Consider the following 17,240-nt stretch of genomic DNA (forward strand, 5'->3'; position numbering starts at 1 on the left):
ACTTCCCAAATGTTATTCAGCCTTCCTCGGGTTGTGTCCGGGGTGTATCTGCTTGCTTATATTTCGACGCCATCTTCATTGCATCCCGGATGTAAGGCATGGCGCAGAGCTTTCTCAACGACCGCACGATGGACTATCCGAGTGTGAAATCCCGCTTGATGGGTAGTGCTCCGAGCCGGCAGCGTTCTGATCATTTTGATGTGTTGAATCGGCACCTGCGCCATGGGCTGGTGACGCCGGGTCAGATGGTGATTATTCCCGATGCCTACAGCGTGACGTGTTCGTTGGAGGAGGCCTGGTTGATGCGCCGGGCGGAAGAAATTCACCGGCAGTTGGCGCAAGACGCGTCAGTCGGAACGGCGGTGATCAATAACTATGACTTGCTGCAGAGCTTTCTCGCGTACAGCTCGATCGGGGTGGGCAGCGTGACGTCGGCGTGGTCGCGGCATCTGGACGAGGTGGCGCATACGCTGGAGGACATTGAGCGGTTGCATCAGCGCTTTCGGGACGGTGGGTTTGACCGGCAGGCATTTTTTCGCCAGCGCCAGGTGTTGTTGTCGCTGTTGGACACCCAATTGCAAGGCGCGGCGCGCTATGGCACGGGTTTGCGGGGTAATCAGGGATTGAGAAAGGTGTTGGGGATTTCCACGAAAAGCTATCTGAAGAAGGGTGAGATCGCCGGGTACGCGCAGCGGATTCGGGAGATCGCGCAGATGTCAAAGTGGTTGGGCAAAGGCACGTATGTGGGGTTGGCGCTGGACGTAGGCGTGGCGGGATTGGAGATCAAGGAGGCGTGTGTGACGGGGCGGGAGGCGCAGTGTCGGAGGGCGAAGTATGTGGAGACGGGGAGGTTGGTGGGGGCGGTTTCGGGGGCGGCTGTAGCTGCGAACTTTGGCGGGAAACTAAGTCGTCGTGCATGCAATATTTTTTTAGGTATTGCGGCTAAAGGACGTGGTGAACTGATTTGCAGCGTTATCGGAGGCGCTGCGGGTGGGTATGCAGGAGGCAACGTGCTAGGCGACGGCGGAGCGTTTCTGGGAGGAAAGATCGTAGAGGTCGATGGTGACTTGATATTCCAGCCAGAGGGGGCTTAGCCATGGATTTTTTTCTGGTCTATACCGTTGTCTGGTTTGTCGGGACGTTTGTTTTCTTAGGATTGGTACTGTTTGCCGAATATACGAAGCTCGACGAGCTGGAAAGTTACTTCAGTGAAAATGAAAAGGTTCGTAGACATAAGCGTTTTTGGAAAAGAAATCAGCGAATCGACCGGTATCATCGCATGGGGTTGATGGTCGACATTCTGTCGATGCCCAAGGCCTTCCTGAAAGCAGGCCTTGTGACTGAGGCCGAACTGGCATCTGTTCCTTTAGCGCTTAAACGTTGGGCATTGTGGCCGTATCGTCTTGGTTATGTTTGGACTATTGCCGCAGTCGTCTGGGCCGTTTGGCGAAGCTGGTGCGACATCCCGATTGACTGAATCTCAACGGGCAGCTTGACTGCATACATAGCTGTCGGCCTACGTGGTTGACCGGGCGACTTCAGATTAAAGGCAGAAGCGCGGCAGCCTTAGAGTCGATCGATTTTTTAGTGAACTCAGTCCAGATGTGCGATGGGGCCTGACCCCAGTGGCAGTGGGTCAGTCATAGATGTATCAACTGACACTCCCTCATCGCGGGCAAGCCCACTCCCACATTTGATCTTCATGCATCAGATAGACCTCCGGCTGGCTTAGGCTTGTTCTCTGCTTTTGATTTTGATCTCAGGCGCCCCGTCCGGACCAAACTGACCCTCTCTTCACTCCGGCTTTAACGCCAGTTGCAACGGCACGCGCGCCATGCTCGTGTTCGTCAGCGAGCCCAGGTACAACCAGTCGCCATACTCCCGCGCCGTGGTAATCGGTGAGTAGTTGCCCGCGCTGCCATCCTGCAAGTTGGCGATGACCTTGCCGTTGGTATCCAACCCCAACACAAAGGCTTTGCGCTCGATGGGCTTGGGCACCACCATCAGTGCGCGCACCATCACTTTGCGCAGCAGCGGGTAGCCGGCGAAGCTGTCCAGCAACGGGTTGCGCGGTGAGTAGAGCGCTACCCAGAAACGGTCCCGGCCATTGAAACTCAGTTTGTCCGGCAGGCCGGGCAGGTTGTCGATAAACAGGTCGTGGCTGCCAGCACGTTCGCCTTTGAGCCAGTAACGGCTGATGCGGTAGGCGCCAGTTTCATTCACCAGTACGTAGCTTTCGTCCGGGCCCAGGGCTACGCCGTTGGCGAATTGCAACTGGTCGAGCAACACCTCGGTGTTGCCGTTGCTGAAGTCGTAACGCAGCAGTCGCCCATCGCCGCCATGTTCGATCACCGCTTCGCCGTCTTGCCCATAACCCCAGCGGCTCGACGCATCGCTGAAATACCCATAGCGGCCGCTGGCGTCCACGATGACGTCATTGGTAAAGCCGAAGGGCAGGCCATTAGCGTTGGTGCTCAGAGAAGTGAGTTGGCGGTTCGAGTCCAGCGCGAGCAGGCCTTTCACCCCATCGGCAATGATCAAGCGCCCATCCGGGTGCATCGCCAGGCCCAGTGGGCGACCGCCCGTATTGGCCAGTACTTCCAGGCTTTGACTGTCGGGCGATGTGCGGATGATGCGCCCGTCATGCAGTCCGCTGATGAGCAAACCCTGTGCATCCAACAGCAACGCCTCCGGCCCGGCGATGTCCTGGGCGCCGATTTTCTGTACAGCCATGAGTCGCTGGTTTTCGGCGAAAGGCCCATCCTTCATCGATGGTGCTTTGGGCGGTGACCAGTTCACCGGTTGTACCTTGGTGGGCATCAGCAGCAGAAAGGCGACCACCGCCAGCAGCAACACAAACAGCAGATGGCGCAGTTTTTTTGGACGGGTACTCATGACGATTCCTGGTTGTCGTTGGGGTTCGGCTCCCAGTGCAGGGTGCCGAACAGGTAATCCATCAGGGGAAGGACGATATTGAAATTGCGCCCCTGCATCAGCTCGCGGCGATGGTGCAGGGCATGCAGCCGGTGCATCTGGCGAATCCACGGCAGGCGCGCCACCGGATGCTCCGCAGGCAGGTGCTCGCAGGCGTGGAACACTTCGTAGAACAGGTAGCCCAGGAGCATGCACCCGGCAAACAGCCCAGCAACGTTGGGGCTCAGTTGCTTGAGCAGCCACCAGGCGGGGAGCGTGATGGCCAGGCTGTGCAGCACGATCAACCAGGCCGGGAACAGGATCACCCGCCAGTCCCGTGGGCTGTCGTAAGTCATGTGGCCAGGGGTGAAGAAACTGTGGTGGTCGCCGGTATGGCGTGCGTAAAACAAGCGCGCGAAGGCGTGTTTGTGATGGCCGAGGTGGCGGTGCACGAGGTAGATGCAGAGGTTGAAGAACAGCAGGGTCAACGGCACGGTCAGCCATTGCAGCGCTGTGATGTGCTCAGTGCTGGACCAGGCCAGGGTGATGCAGGCGATGCCGTAACCCAGTACAAAAAAACCATGAAGCCAGGGGTTGTAGCGAGCGGAAACCGCGGCGCGGTAGCGGGCACGGAAAGCCTCGGTAGCGTCGGGCATGGTCGGGACTCATATTATTTTTGGGTGGTGACTGAGCTTAGTCCGCCTTCGCGATTGTGCGAGTCCATAGTCCGTTTCACATCAGCGGATCCCAGCGTTGCGACCAGTCACCTTCAGCCTTGACCACGTCGCGCAATAACTCCAGGGCCTGCTGCAACACCGCCGAGTCCCGCGCCCGCGAATACACCAGGTAGGTTGGGAAACTGAACTCCGGCGCCTTGGCCACACGCTGCATCACACCGCTGTCCAGGTAGCTTTGCACCACCCGCGTGCGGAAATACCCGGCGCCGCCGTTTTCGAGGATGTACTGCAAGGCCAAAGGCCCCAGGTTGAAGCTCACCGCAGCGCGGGCCTTGTCGGGCAGGGCCGCGTCATGTTGCTGGCGAAAGCCCGGGCCCCAGTCGATGTAAACGTACGGCGCCGGCTTGCTGACCAATTGCACCAGGATCAGCTTTTCTTCCAGCACCTGCTCCACCTGCAACCCCGGCCAGTACTGCGGCTGGAACACCAACGCAGCGTCGAGCACGCCCAGTTCCAGTTGGCGCAACAGGTATTCGCCTTCACGCACTTCGGTGCGCAATGCGTGGCCGGGAATATGCTCGCGCAGCGCCTGGGCCCAGCCGAGCATCAGCGGGTTGCACAGGCTGACCTCTCCGCCGATATGCAGCACATTGCGATAGCCATCGGGCAACGGCAGGTCGCGGCGCGCGGCTTCCCAGGTTTGCAGCAACTGGTTGGCGTACACCACGAAGGCCTCGCCGTCAGCGGTCATGCGTGCACCCGCACGGTTGCGGATGAACAGCGTACTGCCCAGTTGGCCTTCCAGGCTTTTGACCCGTGCGGTGATGGCGGTCTGGGTGACGTGCAGTTTCTCGGCCGCCGCTGCGAGGCTGCCGCAGCGGGTGATTTCGAGGAAGGTGCGTGCCAGTTCGATGTCCATGAAAACCCCTGGGGATGAATGGGGGGCATTGTAGAACTGATCACTGAAGAGGGGGGCGTGGAATGCAATTCAACGGTGGACCTGCTCCCTGGCATGCCCGTCAAGACAGCGAGTGGAGGGCGGCGGCTGTTTGCCAAGGGCCAGGAAATCGCCCACCCATCGGCTGATACACCCTCCGCCGTCCGGTTTGGCGGGCTCCCTGAGGCGCAGGTGTGTGACTTGAAAAGCGTCTGCCGTGCCCTGTTCAGCGTTGACCAGCACCATGCGTGCGACGCGTTCGGGAAACTGCACCGCGTAACGGCTGCCCAGGCGGGTTGCGTGGCCGTTACCCAAAAAATGCAATCGTGGGTCGCCCAGTTGTGCGCGTACATACTCCATGTCCTGAACTGCCTGTTCGACGTCATGGGCCTGAGTGAGTTCGCGAGGGCTGAGTTCAATCACATCGTAGCGGTTGAGCAGAGTGCGGTAGGCCTGTGTGTAGTAGGTCTCCCAACGGCTGGCGAGGTGAATGCTGAACGTACTTGCGCTGTTTTCCTGCAGTGTGTCACCGGGTTGGACGAATACCACACCTTCACGACTCAGTGGCTCACGGGCGCCGACACGGGTCAGGTACAGGCGTTGAGTGCCTTCCCCGGGGGCCGCGTGGTTACGCGGTACTGTCACGACGCCGCACTGGGTGCGCGCCAGCACCTCAGGTGCCATCTGTTCGTCTGTGGGGAGGGTGCAATCGAGCAGCCAATCGATGGCGGTGGGCTTGATCAGTGACTCTGCCTGGACAAGATGAGTGACCAGCCAGAGACAGCCGCATGCGAGGTGTTTTGCAACATTCATCAGGAGGTCCCGGGCAGCCGTGTGGAAGCGGCTTTTTACCAAGGATCCTGAGGTGACGAATGTAGGGGCGTGAGACGACTGGTGTACGAAACAAGAGTTTCGTTTATCAGATATTAGTCTTCCAACCGCCACCCAATGCCTTGTACAGCGCAATGCTGGCCTGCAGGCGTGACAGTCGCAATTGCACGTTCAAGTCCTGGGCAGCATAAAGCGTGCGCTGGGTTTCCAGTACCGTAAGCAGGTCCTCGGCGCCCGCTTGGTAGCGGCTTTCAGCAATCTGGAAGGCGGTCTGGGCCTGCTGCAATTCTTCCGTTTGCCATTGGCGCTGCTGGTCCAGGCGCGTGATGCTGCTGAGGGCTTTTTCCACATCGGCAAAACCGTTGATGATCGCACCGCGATAGGCGTACAGCAGCTCATCCTGGCGCGCTCGGGCCTTGTCGCGTTCGGCGCTTAAACGGCCGTTGTTGAAGATCGGCCCTGCCAGTCCGGCAGTCAGCGTGTAATACGGGCTGCGCAGAATGTCCACGGCCTTGTAGGCGTCGGAGCCCAGTGTGGCGCCGAGGGTCAAGGCTGGCAGCATCGCGGCGCGCGCCACGGTGACGTCCGCTTGCGCGGCGGCCAGTTGGGCCTCTGCCTTGGCAATATCGGGGCGGCGGCTGAGCAACTGGCTGGGCATGCCGGTGCCGATGGTTGGCCAGGTCAGGGCCTGGAAGGGCTCGGCGCCCAGGTCCAGGGTTTGAACCGGCTGGCCAAGCAGGGCCGCGAGGGTGATCTGGGATTCTTCGGCCAGTTGCTGAATCAATGGCAGTTGGCGTCGCTGGCTGGCGACCAGGCTTTTCTGTTGGGCCAGTTCCAGCGCCGTGGCGGAGCCCGCGTCGTAGCGGGTTTGCACCAGGTCGAGCACGTTGCGTGCATTGGCCAGGTTCAGCTCGGCGATCTGCTGGCGCTGACGTGCGGCCAGGGTTTGCGCGTAGCGGTCGGCCACGTTGCTGAGCAAGGTCAGTTCCACGGTGGCCTGATCGAACTCACTGGCCCGCAGGCCCTGCAGGGCGCTGTCTCGGGCGGCGGCGCGGCCGCCCCAGAAGTCCACTTCATAACTGGCCGTCAAGCTGGCGCCGAAATTGTCGACCGCGTCGTCGCTCTCCGAGACGTCCAGGTCTGGTCCGCCCTGGCCGTGCAGCAGCTTCTGGTGGCTGGTGGCGAGGTCGAACTTCACCTCGGGTAGCAACGGCGCCCCGGCGATCACTGCACTGGCCTGGGCCTGCCGCACACGGGCCATGGCGGCGGCCACGTCGACACTGTCACGCCGGGCCTGTTCGACCAGCCGATTCAACTGCGGGCTGCCGAATTGCGTCCACCAGTGCTGGTTGGTGCTCTGGGCCGCGTCGCGCTCGGCGAACTGCCAGGCGGCCGGCGGCGCAATACCGCTGTCCACCGCGGGTGGATCGCCGGCGCAGGCATTGAGTAGCAGGCACAGGCTGATCAGGGACAGCTGCGAGGGGATGGATCGTTTATTCACTGGTCAACGCCTTAACCGGATCGAGCCGGGCAGCTTTACGGGCCGGCATAAAGCCGAATACGACGCCGGTGACCAGCGCACAACCAAATGCGCCAAGCACCGCCACCAGGGAAAACTGCACCGCCACCTTGGCCAGCACCAATACGCCGCCCACCAGCAGGGCCAGGGCAATGCCGCACAAGCCGCCGACCACCGAGAGCATGACCGCCTCGGTAAGGAACTGGCGCAGGATGTCGCGTTGGCGCGCACCGGTGGCCATGCGGATGCCGATTTCGCGGGTCCGCTCGCGCACGGTCATCAGCATGATGTTCATCACGCCAATACCGCCCACCAGCAAGGAAATCGCGGCAATCGAGCCCAGCATCAGCGACAGGGTGTTCTGGGTACGGGCCTCGGCCTGGATCATTGCGGCGTTGTTGGTCAACTCGTAGTCGGGTTTGCCGTTGTGCAGCTTCTGCATAAGCTGGTCGATGGCCACTTCGGCTTCGTGGACCCTGCCTGCATCGGCGGCGGCAATCACCACGTATTCTGGGTCGTAGCTGCCAAACAAACGCACGCTGGCGGCGGTGTAGGGGATGGCGATACGGTCGTCGCTGTCCTTGTCACCGGAGGCGGCGCCTTTTTCCGCCAGCACGCCGATCACCTGGAAGGGCACGTTCTCGATCAGGATGTATTGTCCGATCGGATTGACCTGGCCCTTGAACAGCTTTTCGCGGATACGGTGGCCGATCACCGCGACCGTAGCCCCGCTGCGCTCGTCGGCGGTGGTGAAGTAGCTGCCCTCGACCACCGGCCAATTGAAGATATCCGGGAAGTTGGTGTCGTTGCCGCCCACGTACGCCATGTAGTCGACGTTGCCATAGCGCACGCCTGCTTTGCTGCCGTTGACCGGCATGATGCGCTTGACCTGGGGCAATGCACCCAGTGCCTCGACGTCATTGAGGGTGATGACGCCCAGTGGCGTGCGTGGGTTGGGCGATGCACCGCTCAGATAAAGAATGTTGGAGCCGAACGCGCCCATCTGCGCCATGACCTGGCGCTTGCTGCCTTCGCCGACCGCCAGCATCACCACCACCGACGCCACGCCGATGATGATCCCCAGCAGGGTCAATGCGGTGCGAAAACGGTTGATCCACATCACCCGCCAGGCGGCTTGTACCGCGTCCACCAATTCGGCTTTCCACGCGCCGTTATGCTCCGCACCGTCGACCAGGCGTTGACGCAGGTCCACGGCTTGCAACGCGCCGCTGGCGGCTGTTGGGGCGGTTTCACTGTCATCGGCCGAGTCGCTGATGATCAGGCCATCGCGAATCTCGATGATACGGTTGGCCCGCGCGGCGACTTCGCGGTCGTGGGTGATCAGGATCACTACGTGGCCCTGGCTGGCCAGTTCGTCGAGCAGGGTCATCACCTCGGCGCCGCTATGGCTGTCGAGGGCACCGGTGGGTTCGTCGGCGAGAATGATATGGCCGCCGTTCATCAGGGCGCGGGCAATGGACACCCGCTGCTGCTGACCGCCGGACAGTTGATGTGGACGGTTACCGGTACGCTCGGCCAGGCCCAGACGCGTCAGCAGGGCGTTGGCTCGGGCATGGCGTTCGGACGCGCTGATACCGGCGTAGATCGCCGGCATCTCGACGTTCTCCTGGGCCGTGCCTGAAGGAATCAGGTGGTAGCCCTGGAACACAAAACCAAAGGCCTCGCGGCGTAGCCAGGCCAATTCATCACTGTCCAGGTGGGCGACGTTTTCCCCGGCGAACAGGTAGTCCCCGACGGTGGGGCGATCGAGGCAGCCGAGGATGTTCATCAGCGTGGACTTGCCGGAGCCGGACGCGCCGACGATGGCGACGAATTCCCCGGCATGGATCGACAGGTCGATGCCGCGCAACACGTCCACCTGTGGGCTGTCGCCACCGCCGTAGGACTTGCGGATGTTCTTGAGTTCGATCAGAGGCGTGGTCAACTCAACCCCCGCTGCCAGCAGCCGGGCCGATCAACAGGTGGTCGCCTTCATTCAGTCCACCGAGTACCTGCACCCGCAGGCGATCACTGATGCCCAGTTGCACCTCGCGCTCCTCGATGCGGCCGTTCTCCGTGACAACACGGGCGATCTGTTTGTCGGCGCTGTGGCTGCCCAGCAGGGCAGCGACCGGCGCGGTCAGGGCATCCTTGACCTGGCTGGCGACAAAAAACACTTGGGTGGTCATTTCGGCCATCAACGCGTTATCGCCGTTGTCCACATCCAGCAGCACGGTGTACAGCACCACGCGGCCGGTGCCGCTTTTTCCGGAGCTATTAGGGCTGCCGCTGCCCTGGGTTTCGTTCAAGGGCTGGGGTGGAATTGGCAAGATCTGCCGCACGGTGCTGGTCCAGCGCCGGTTGCCGCCGCTCAGGGTGGTGAAGTACGCCGTCATGCCGGGTTTTACATGGCCGATGTCGGCCTCCGAGACTTCGGCCCACACGGTCATCGGCGACAACTTGGCGATGCGCAGGATCAACGGCGTCTGCTGCTGGGCATTGAGGGTCTGGCCGACCCGCGCGTCCACGGCAACCACCGTGCCGGTCATTGGCGCGTAGATGCGCGTATAGCCCAGCTCCGCTTCATCGCTGCGCAGGCTGGCCTGAGCCTGGAGGATCTGCGCCTGGAACATGTTGACCCGGGCCTGGGTGGCGCTCAGTTCCGCCTTGGCGGTCTGGACATCCTCTTCGCGGGTGGCGTTGCCGGCGACCAGACGCTGCTGGCGCTGGTACTTCTGCCGCGCCAGTTCGTGCTGGGCCTTCTGCTCCTGCAGCTGGGCCTTGAGGTTTTCGATGGCGTAGCGGCTGGCATCGAGCTTGGCTTTTTGCGTCGAGGGGTCGATCTCTACCAGCAATTGGCCTTCCTGCACCTGGTCGCCGGCTTCAACGTGGATCTTGCGAATCTGCCCGGACGCCTGGGCGCCCACGTCCACGTAACGACGTGGTTGCAGGGTGCCCAAAGCGGTCACGCTGTTTTCGATATCGCCGCGGGTCACGGTGACGGTGGTCAGCGTGTCGCGGCCGGTCGGCAGTACTTGCCAGGCGGCGACCGCGATGACGGGAATCAGGCACGCCACAACTAGCAGGGCGCGTCGGGCAGGGCGAGGGCGTTTCATGCTTAAGTTCCAGCCAGGAAAGTTCGGAGCGCAGTTGCGCAGAGCTGACAGTTAAACGAGAGAAACGCGTGAGGATTTAGGCTGTTACACACTGTGTAACGGGTCGTTTGCGTAAAAAAAAACGACCGGTGGCGCAAGACTTGTTTAAAAGTAGATGAGAATTACTATAAATTGCACGCACCCAAACTGCCATTACGCTATGGGTTGTCATTTTCAGGTACTCAAGGAACGGATATCGCCTTTCTGTGGCGGTCGGGAGTCATGTTGGAAAACTACTATCGCGAGCTGGTGTGTTTCCTCAACGCCAAGCTGGGCAACCGTCAGGTGGCCGAAGATGTGGTGCATGACGCCTACGTTCGGGTACTTGAGCGTTCCAGCGCTGTCCCCATCGACCAGCCCCGCGCGTTTTTATACCGCACGGCGCTGAACCTGGTGATCGACGGGCATCGGCGCAACGTACTGCGCCAGCACGAGCCGCTGGAAATACTCGACAGCGAAGAACGTTTTTCCCCCAGTTCCCCCCACGCCAGCCACGACCAAGGCCAACGCCTGGAGCTGCTTGATCGTGCCCTGGCCGAGTTGCCGAAAGCCTGCCGCGACAGCTTCCTGCTGCGCAAACTCGACGGGCTGACCCACCTGCAGATTGCCGAGCGCCTGGGTATTTCCCGCGCCCTGGTGGAAAAACATATCGTCAACGCCATGAAGCACTGTCGGGTGCGGATGCGTGAGTGGGAAGGGCACTGATCGCTGATCAGGTAAATTTTATTTCACTGTCCTCGTTTCCTATCAACACATGACCTGTTGTGCAGGTCTTGAAGGTATTCCTGCCCCATCGCCAAGGGGCTTATCCAGAGGACACTGGAATGACACAGGCAATTGCTTCGCCCGCGGTTCACGACCTTATCGGTATCGGTTTCGGCCCATCGAACCTGGCGCTGGCCATCGCTCTGCAGGAACGAGAGAAAACCCAGGGCAAGCTGGACGCGCTGTTTCTCGACAAGCAGGCCGACTACCGCTGGCATGGCAATACCCTGGTGACCCAGAGCGAACTGCAGATTTCGTTCCTCAAGGACCTGGTGACCCTGCGCAACCCCACCAGCCCGTACTCCTTCGTCAATTACCTGAAAGCCCACGACCGCCTGGTGGACTTCATCAACCTGGGCACCTTTTACCCGTGCCGCATGGAGTACAACGACTACCTGCGCTGGGTCGCAGCGCAATTCCAGAACCAGGGCCGTTATGGCGAGGAAGTACTGGCCATCGAGCCGATCCTGCATCAGCAGCAGGTCGAGGCACTGCGCGTGATTTCCCGCGATGCCCACGGTGAGCAGCACGTGCGCACGACGCGCTCGGTGGTGGTCAGCGCCGGTGGCACGCCACGGGTGCCTGCGGCGTTCAAAGGGCTCAAGGATGACAACCGCGTATTTCATCACTCCCAGTACCTGGCCCGCGTGGCGCAGCAACCCTGTGTGGACGGCAAGGCGATGCGTATCGCGATCATTGGCGGTGGCCAGAGCGCGGCTGAAGCCTTCATCGACCTCAATGACAGCTATCCGTCGGTGCAGGTCGACATGATCCTGCGCGGTTCGGCGCTAAAGCCGGCCGATGACAGCCCGTTCGTCAATGAGGTGTTCTCGCCGGCCTTCACCGACCTGGTGTTCCAACAAGTGGGGGCCGAGCGCGAGCGTTTGGTCGCGGAGTACCAGAACACCAACTATTCGGTGGTCGATCTGGACCTGATCGAGCGTATCTACGGGATTCTCTACCGCCAGAAAGTCTCCGGCATCGCCCGTCACGCGTTCCGCACCATGACCGTGGTGGAAAAAGCGGTGGCCGGCCCGATGGGTATTGAGTTGACCCTGCGCAACAATGCCAACGGTGACATCACCGTCAATCATTACGATGCGGTGGTGCTGGCGACCGGCTACGAGCGTCAGATGCACCGCGAACTGCTGGCGCCTCTGGAAGCGTATATGGGTGATTTCGAAGTGGCTCGTGACTACCGCATCGTGACCGACGATCGCTGTAAGGCGGGTATCTATATCCAGGGCTTCAGCCAGGCCAGCCATGGTTTGAGCGACACATTGCTGTCGATTCTGCCGATTCGCGCGGATGAAATTGCCGCGTCGTTGTATGAATACGACCGCAGCCGAGGCAAGGCGCGTTCGGTACAGGACCTGCTGTTGGCCACCGCCAGCTGACAGACTGCACTTGTGAGCCAGAGGGCTGCCTGATACTGTACAAAAAACCAGTATCGGTAGCCTTCCATGCAGTTGATCGAAAAACTCAGCATCCTCGCCGACGCCGCCAAGTACGACGCTTCGTGTGCCAGCAGTGGCGCACCCAAGCGCAGTTCGGAGGGCAAGGCAGGGCTGGGTTCAACCGATGGCATGGGCATCTGCCACAGCTATACGCCCGACGGCCGTTGCGTGTCGTTGCTCAAGGTGCTGCTTACCAACTTCTGTCTCTACGACTGCCAATACTGCGTCAACCGCCGCTCCAGCGACGTGCCCCGCGCGCGTTTCAGCCCGGAGGAGGTGGTCACCCTGACCCTCGATTTCTACAAGCGCAACTGCGTCAGCGGGCTGTTTCTCAGCTCCGGCATCATTCGTTCGGCCGACTACACCATGGAGCAGTTGGTACGGGTGGCGAAGCTATTGCGTGAAGAGCATGACTTCCGCGGCTATATCCACCTCAAGACCATTCCCGACGCCGACCCTGCGCTTATCGCCGAAGCCGGGCGCTACGCCGACCGGCTGAGCGTGAACATCGAACTGCCCACCGAGGCCAGCCTGAACACCCTGGCGCCGGAAAAACAAATCGTCACCATCAAGCAGGCCATGCAGACCATCTACACCGGCGAACAGACCGTGTTCAACGAACCTCGCGCCCCGCGTTTCGCCCCGGCTGGGCAGAGCACGCAGATGATCGTCGGCGCCGACGATACCGATGACAGCACCATCCTGCACGGCGCCGAGGCGCTGTATGGCAACTTCAAGCTGCGCCGCGTGTATTACTCGGCGTTCAGCCCCATCCCCAACAGCCCGAAAAGCGTTCCCCTGGCCGCGCCGCCTTTGATGCGTGAGCACCGTCTGTACCAGGCGGATTTCCTGCTGCGCAGCTATGGCTTCAGCGCCAATGAATTGTTCGAAGGCCCCGGCCATCTGGCGTTGGATATCGACCCCAAGCTGGCTTGGGCCCTGGAGCATCGTGAGGTGTTTCCCCTTGATCTGAACCGCGCCGAACCCACGCTTATTGCGCGCATCCCAGGTATCGGCCTGCGCACCACCCAACGCCTGGTGGACCTGCGCCGTGAACGCAAGATTCGCTTCGAAGACCTGGCCCGCATGCGCTGCGTGCTGGCCAAGGCCAAGCCGTTTTTCATCACCAGCGACTACCACCCGCAACAGGCTGACAGCACCAGCGTGCTGCTGCGCGAACAACTGCGCGATCGTCCGCAACCGCAACAGATGGGGTTGTGGGGATGATCAGCCTGGAATGCGACAACCTGTTCAGCACCTGGCGCGAACAGGCGCGCTGGTTGCTCAGCCATCAGGTCGACCCCAGCCAGGTGAGCTGGGGTGAGGCCGAAGTGGCGGATTTGTTCGCCACTGACGAGGCGATTCCTGAAGGTCTCGGTCCGTTTCAGGCGCGTATTCCCAAGGCGCTGATCGAGCTGCTGGAGTCTGCGGCCTGCTATCACGGCGACCAGCGTTGGAGCCTGCTGTATGAGGTGCTGTGGCGGGTCAGCCATGGCGACCGCACGGCGATGCTGGCGGGGGACAAGCTGGGCAGCGAATTGCAGCGGCGCATCAAACAGGTCAGCCGTGAAGCCCATCACCTGCATGCGTTTGTGCGGTTCATCGCGTTACCGGCAGAGGCGGGGCCTGAACTGCCGGAGTATGTGGCCTGGCATGAGCCGGCCCATGACATCTTGAAATCGGCCAGCCAGCACTTTGTCGGGCGTATGGGGCGTCATCGTTGGATGATCGCTACGCCGTTGGATGGGGTGTATTACGACGGTGAACAGCTGATTCATCAGCGCGAGTGCCCCGAGGCGTGGCAGCAATTGGCGCAGAATGTCGAAGACCCGCACAGCGCTATGTGGCTGACTTACTACAGCCATATTTTCAATCCGGCGCGGTTGAATCCCAAGGTAATGGAAGGGCACTTGCCCAGCCGGTTCTGGAAGAATCTGCCGGAGGGCAAGTTGATACCGGGGTTGATCAGCGAGGCGCGCACGGGCAAGCAAAAGGATGGGCAGGCGAAGCTGGTGGCGGCGCGCCAAGGTAAGAAAATCTTAAGCGGGCATGGTTAAAAATGTGGGAGGGTCGGTGCGACGATTCGACTTGCCCCTCCCACATTCGATCCTCATTGGCTTGGCGAGTGGGGCTCAGGCCAGTTCGATGGCGGTATTTTTCACCACCGCCAACTCCGGATGCGCCACCAACTTATCAATGTGCAACTCATCATTGTTCAGCCAGATCTCCGATACCACCCGGTAGTGCTCCATGTCCCGACAGCGCATGCGCAGACTGTAGTCAAACGGCCCGCTGATCAACTGGCATTCGAACACCTGGGGGCAGGCTTTGATGCAAGCTTCGAAGGCCTTTTGCGCCGAGCGCCCGCTTTGGTTGGACAAGGCCACCAGCACCAGCAACGACAGCCCTGGCGAGACCATCTGCACGTCGATGATCGCCCCATACCCACGGATCACTCCACGGCGCTCCAGCTTGCGCACCCGCTCCAGGCAAGGCCTGGGAGTGAGGTGCACCAGTGACGAGAGCTTTTCATAGGTGATCCGCCCCTGATGGCGCAGTACTTCGATGATTGCCTCATCGATGCGATCCAGTGCGGGGGAGGTATGGGGTCCGTTGGCCTTGGTATCCATGGGTTTCACTTCAAACGGTTGGAAAGAAATTGCTGCAAGCGCTCGCTTTTGGGGTGGTCGAGGATCTCGGCGCTGCCTTGTTCCTCGACCCGTCCCTGGTGCAAGAACAGTACTTGGCTGGACACCTGGCGGGCAAAGCCCATCTCGTGGGTGACCATCAGCATGGTACGACCTTCCTCGGCCAACGTCTGTATGACTTTGAGGACTTCTCCTACAAGTTCTGGGTCCAGTGCGGACGTTGGCTCATCGAACAGAATGATTTCCGGCTCCATCGCCAAGGCCCGTGCAATCGCCACGCGCTGTTGCTGGCCGCCGGACAGGAACGCCGGGTATTGATCTGCCACGCGGCCTGGCAGGCCGACTTTGTCCAGGTACATCCGTGCGCGTTTTTCCGCCTCCGCCGCACTTACGCCCAGCACCCGGCGCGGCGCCATGGTGATGTTTTCCAGCACGGTCATGTGGCTCCACAGGTTGAAGTGCTGGAACACCATGGCCAGGCGCGTGCGCAGGTTCTGCAATTGCGCCTGATCCGGGGCACGGGTGCCGGCACGCCCTTGCTGCATTTCTATGCTGATGCCGTCCAGGGTGATGACTCCAGCGTCGGGCTGCTCCAGAAAGTTGATGCAACGCAGCATGGTGCTTTTGCCGGAGCCGCTGGCGCCGATCAGGCTGATCACATCGCCTTGGCGCGCGTTAAGGGAAACACCCTTGAGCACTTCGTGCTCGCCGTAGCGTTTATGAATGCCTTCGACTTGCAGCTTGATGGCAGCAGTTGCAGCCTTGGTAGCGGGTACATCGACAGGATAAGTGGCCAGGGACTGCGCGGACTGATTCATGGGTTAGCCTCGGGTAGGAACAAGAAAACGCATCCAGCGACGTTCGGCCAGTCGAAACAGGCCCACCAGTGCAAAGGACAGCAACATGTACAGCAGGGCAGCGATGCCAAAGGCCTGGAACGTCAGGAACGTCTCGGCATTGGCGTCGCGGGCCACTTTGAGGATATCGGCGACGGTGGCGGTGAACGCCAGCGAGGTGGCGTGCAACATCAGGATCATTTCATTGCTGTAGGCCGGCAACGCGCGGCGCAGGGCGGCGGGCACCACCACAAACAGATTCAAGCGCCAGCCGTGCAGACCGTACGCGCGGGCGGCTTCGATCTCGCCATGGGGGATATTGCGAATCGCCCCGGCGAAGATCTCCACGGTGTAGGCGCAGGTGTTCAAAACAAACGCCAGCAGGGTGCAGTTCAGCGCATTGCGGAAAAACTGGTTGAGCAGGGCGTTGTCCTGTACCACTTCAAGGCTGTAGAGCCCGGTGTAGCAAATCAGCAGTTGGATATACAGCGGCGTGCCGCGAAACAAGTAGGTGTAGACCTCCACCGGCCAGCGCAGCCAGAAGTGCTCCGAGACCCGCGCCAGTGCCAGGGGAATCGACAGAATGAAGCCCAGCACCACCGAGATGATGAACAGCCACAGGGTCATGGCCACGCCGGAAAGGCCCGAGCCATCACTGAACAGGTAGGCCAGGCCGTATTGCTGGAACAATTCGATCATCGCGCCATCCCCTTGATGCCGAGGTTATAGCGCCGCTCGAGGCGCTTGAAGATGCGGTTGGAGAGGGTGGTGATCACCAGGTAGACCAGGCCGGCAAGGATCAGGAAGTACAGCGGCTCGTTGGTGGTCTTGCCGGCGTTTTGCGCGGCTTTGACCAGGTCCGACAGGCCGATGATCGACACCAGCGCCGTGGACTTGAGCAGTACCAGCCAGTTATTGCCCAGGCCCGGCAAAGCGAAGCGCATCAACTGCGGAAACAGCACCAGATGAAACCGCTGCCAGCGACTCAGGCCATAGGCGGTGGCAGCTTCCAGTTGGCCGACCGGCACACTGAGGATTGCGCCACGGAAGTTCTCGGTGAAATACGCGCCGTAGATAAACCCCAGTGTGATCACGCCGGCGGTAAACGGGTCGATTTCAAAATAATCCCAGCCGACGCGTTCGGTCAGGTCGTTGAGCCACAGTTGCAGGCTGTAGAAAATCAGCAGGATCAGCACCAGGTCCGGCACGCTACGGATTAACGTGGTGTACAGCGTGGCCGGCACCCGCAGCCATTTGGCGCTGGACAGCTTGGCGCCCGCGGCGAGCAGGCCGAGGGTGAGGCTCAAGGCGAGCGCGAGGAACGCCAGCTTGAGCGTCATCCAGGCACCCTGGGCCAGCATGGGGCCGTAGCCTTGCAGGTTGAGGAGTTCGTTCATGGGGGGAATCTCTAAAGGGCGCAGAGATACCCCTGTGGGGGGGGCTTTTGTGGGAGGGGGCTTGCTCCCGATGAGGGTGTGTCAGTTGATGCAGTTGTGACTGAC

General features: G+C 60.9%; 17 protein-coding genes. 6 read left to right on the plus strand and 11 right to left on the minus strand.

Going from position 1 to position 17,240, the window contains the following annotated elements; translation table 11 throughout:
• The first annotated feature begins 98 nt into the window (after positions 1-98).
• A complete protein-coding gene (locus AOA61_RS01035) occupies positions 99-1,094 on the plus strand; it encodes a hypothetical protein (RefSeq protein ID WP_099600929.1) in 996 nt (331 codons plus the stop codon).
• Positions 1,095-1,096: 2 nt separating this feature from the next.
• Positions 1,097-1,477 (plus strand): hypothetical protein, encoded by a 381-nt coding sequence (locus tag AOA61_RS01040; RefSeq protein WP_032888179.1) that lies wholly within the window; start codon positions 1,097-1,099, stop codon positions 1,475-1,477.
• Positions 1,478-1,794: 317 nt separating this feature from the next.
• Here the strand turns inward: AOA61_RS01040 and AOA61_RS01045 are convergent, their stop codons facing one another.
• The 7 genes from AOA61_RS01045 to AOA61_RS01075 all read right to left on the minus strand — a co-directional run bounded on the left by AOA61_RS01045 (position 1,795) and on the right by AOA61_RS01075 (position 9,993).
• Positions 1,795-2,895 carry an SMP-30/gluconolactonase/LRE family protein gene (locus tag AOA61_RS01045; RefSeq protein ID WP_099600930.1) on the minus strand — a complete coding sequence of 367 codons (1,101 nt, stop codon included), beginning with the start codon at positions 2,893-2,895 and terminating at the stop codon, positions 1,795-1,797.
• Complete coding sequence (locus AOA61_RS01050) at positions 2,892-3,569, minus strand: sterol desaturase family protein (protein WP_032888176.1); 678 nt, start codon at positions 3,567-3,569, stop codon at positions 2,892-2,894. The genes AOA61_RS01045 and AOA61_RS01050 overlap by 4 nt, the downstream gene beginning before the upstream one ends.
• A 76-nt stretch (positions 3,570-3,645) precedes the next feature.
• The gene (locus AOA61_RS01055) at positions 3,646-4,509 is read right to left on the minus strand and encodes a LysR family transcriptional regulator (protein ID WP_099600931.1); all 864 of its coding nucleotides are present in this window, start codon (positions 4,507-4,509) and stop codon (positions 3,646-3,648) included.
• Positions 4,510-4,578: 69 nt separating this feature from the next.
• Positions 4,579-5,340, minus strand: coding sequence for an alpha/beta fold hydrolase (locus AOA61_RS01060; RefSeq protein ID WP_099600932.1), 762 nt, complete (start codon positions 5,338-5,340; stop codon positions 4,579-4,581).
• Between the two features lie 106 nt (positions 5,341-5,446).
• Positions 5,447-6,859: an efflux transporter outer membrane subunit gene (locus AOA61_RS01065; RefSeq protein WP_099600933.1), complete on the minus strand. Its 1,413-nt coding sequence runs from the start codon at positions 6,857-6,859 to the stop codon at positions 5,447-5,449.
• Positions 6,852-8,822 carry a MacB family efflux pump subunit gene (locus AOA61_RS01070; protein ID WP_099600934.1) on the minus strand — a complete coding sequence of 657 codons (1,971 nt, stop codon included), beginning with the start codon at positions 8,820-8,822 and terminating at the stop codon, positions 6,852-6,854. Before AOA61_RS01070 ends, AOA61_RS01065 begins: the two co-directional genes overlap by 8 nt.
• 1 nt (position 8,823) lies before the next feature.
• Positions 8,824-9,993, minus strand: coding sequence for an efflux RND transporter periplasmic adaptor subunit (locus tag AOA61_RS01075; protein ID WP_032888167.1), 1,170 nt, complete (start codon positions 9,991-9,993; stop codon positions 8,824-8,826).
• 261 nt (positions 9,994-10,254) lie between these two features.
• Here AOA61_RS01075 and AOA61_RS01080 point away from each other — a divergent pair, with 261 nt between their 5' ends.
• From AOA61_RS01080 to AOA61_RS01095, 4 genes are all read left to right on the plus strand, one after another.
• Complete coding sequence (locus AOA61_RS01080) at positions 10,255-10,737, plus strand: sigma-70 family RNA polymerase sigma factor (RefSeq protein ID WP_099600935.1); 483 nt, start codon at positions 10,255-10,257, stop codon at positions 10,735-10,737.
• A 119-nt stretch (positions 10,738-10,856) separates the two neighbouring features.
• Positions 10,857-12,194 (plus strand): lysine N(6)-hydroxylase/L-ornithine N(5)-oxygenase family protein, encoded by a 1,338-nt coding sequence (locus AOA61_RS01085; protein ID WP_032888163.1) that lies wholly within the window; start codon positions 10,857-10,859, stop codon positions 12,192-12,194.
• 66 nt (positions 12,195-12,260) lie between these two features.
• Complete coding sequence (locus AOA61_RS01090) at positions 12,261-13,481, plus strand: putative DNA modification/repair radical SAM protein (protein ID WP_032888160.1); 1,221 nt, start codon at positions 12,261-12,263, stop codon at positions 13,479-13,481.
• Positions 13,478-14,311, plus strand: coding sequence for a TIGR03915 family putative DNA repair protein (locus AOA61_RS01095; protein ID WP_032888158.1), 834 nt, complete (start codon positions 13,478-13,480; stop codon positions 14,309-14,311). Before AOA61_RS01090 ends, AOA61_RS01095 begins: the two co-directional genes overlap by 4 nt.
• 75 nt (positions 14,312-14,386) lie before the next feature.
• On the opposite strand, the gene AOA61_RS01100 is transcribed toward AOA61_RS01095, so the two are convergent.
• Genes AOA61_RS01100 through AOA61_RS01115 form a run of 4 tightly spaced genes read right to left on the minus strand, consistent with a single transcriptional unit; the run spans position 14,387 to position 17,135 of the window.
• Positions 14,387-14,884: an Lrp/AsnC family transcriptional regulator gene (locus AOA61_RS01100; protein ID WP_032888155.1), complete on the minus strand. Its 498-nt coding sequence runs from the start codon at positions 14,882-14,884 to the stop codon at positions 14,387-14,389.
• A gap of 5 nt (positions 14,885-14,889) precedes the next feature.
• Complete coding sequence (locus AOA61_RS01105) at positions 14,890-15,720, minus strand: ABC transporter ATP-binding protein (RefSeq protein WP_241150127.1); 831 nt, start codon at positions 15,718-15,720, stop codon at positions 14,890-14,892.
• Between the two features lie 3 nt (positions 15,721-15,723).
• The gene (locus tag AOA61_RS01110) at positions 15,724-16,437 is read right to left on the minus strand and encodes an ABC transporter permease (protein WP_032888153.1); all 714 of its coding nucleotides are present in this window, start codon (positions 16,435-16,437) and stop codon (positions 15,724-15,726) included.
• Positions 16,434-17,135 carry an ABC transporter permease gene (locus AOA61_RS01115; RefSeq protein ID WP_032888150.1) on the minus strand — a complete coding sequence of 234 codons (702 nt, stop codon included), beginning with the start codon at positions 17,133-17,135 and terminating at the stop codon, positions 16,434-16,436. Before AOA61_RS01115 ends, AOA61_RS01110 begins: the two co-directional genes overlap by 4 nt.
• Between the last annotated feature and the right edge of the window lie 105 nt (positions 17,136-17,240).

The organism is Pseudomonas sp. 2995-1 (genome assembly GCF_002742505.1).
GTDB lineage: Bacteria > Pseudomonadota > Gammaproteobacteria > Pseudomonadales > Pseudomonadaceae > Aquipseudomonas > Aquipseudomonas sivasensis.

Bases quoted from the DNA above. Each gene is read 5' to 3' on its own strand.
- AOA61_RS01035 (WP_099600929.1), top strand. From the start codon at position 99: ATGGCGCAGAGCTTTCTCAACGACCGCACGATGGACTATCCGAGTGTG.
- AOA61_RS01040 (WP_032888179.1), top strand. From the start codon at position 1,097: ATGGATTTTTTTCTGGTCTATACCGTTGTCTGGTTTGTCGGGACGTTT.
- AOA61_RS01045 (WP_099600930.1), bottom strand. From the start codon at position 2,895: ATGAGTACCCGTCCAAAAAAACTGCGCCATCTGCTGTTTGTGTTGCTG.
- AOA61_RS01050 (WP_032888176.1), bottom strand. From the start codon at position 3,569: ATGCCCGACGCTACCGAGGCTTTCCGTGCCCGCTACCGCGCCGCGGTT.
- AOA61_RS01055 (WP_099600931.1), bottom strand. From the start codon at position 4,509: ATGGACATCGAACTGGCACGCACCTTCCTCGAAATCACCCGCTGCGGC.
- AOA61_RS01060 (WP_099600932.1), bottom strand. From the start codon at position 5,340: ATGAATGTTGCAAAACACCTCGCATGCGGCTGTCTCTGGCTGGTCACT.
- AOA61_RS01075 (WP_032888167.1), bottom strand. From the start codon at position 9,993: ATGAAACGCCCTCGCCCTGCCCGACGCGCCCTGCTAGTTGTGGCGTGC.
- AOA61_RS01080 (WP_099600935.1), top strand. From the start codon at position 10,255: ATGTTGGAAAACTACTATCGCGAGCTGGTGTGTTTCCTCAACGCCAAG.
- AOA61_RS01085 (WP_032888163.1), top strand. From the start codon at position 10,857: ATGACACAGGCAATTGCTTCGCCCGCGGTTCACGACCTTATCGGTATC.
- AOA61_RS01090 (WP_032888160.1), top strand. From the start codon at position 12,261: ATGCAGTTGATCGAAAAACTCAGCATCCTCGCCGACGCCGCCAAGTAC.
- AOA61_RS01095 (WP_032888158.1), top strand. From the start codon at position 13,478: ATGATCAGCCTGGAATGCGACAACCTGTTCAGCACCTGGCGCGAACAG.
- AOA61_RS01100 (WP_032888155.1), bottom strand. From the start codon at position 14,884: ATGGATACCAAGGCCAACGGACCCCATACCTCCCCCGCACTGGATCGC.
- AOA61_RS01105 (WP_241150127.1), bottom strand. From the start codon at position 15,720: ATGAATCAGTCCGCGCAGTCCCTGGCCACTTATCCTGTCGATGTACCC.
- AOA61_RS01110 (WP_032888153.1), bottom strand. From the start codon at position 16,437: ATGATCGAATTGTTCCAGCAATACGGCCTGGCCTACCTGTTCAGTGAT.
- AOA61_RS01115 (WP_032888150.1), bottom strand. From the start codon at position 17,135: ATGAACGAACTCCTCAACCTGCAAGGCTACGGCCCCATGCTGGCCCAG.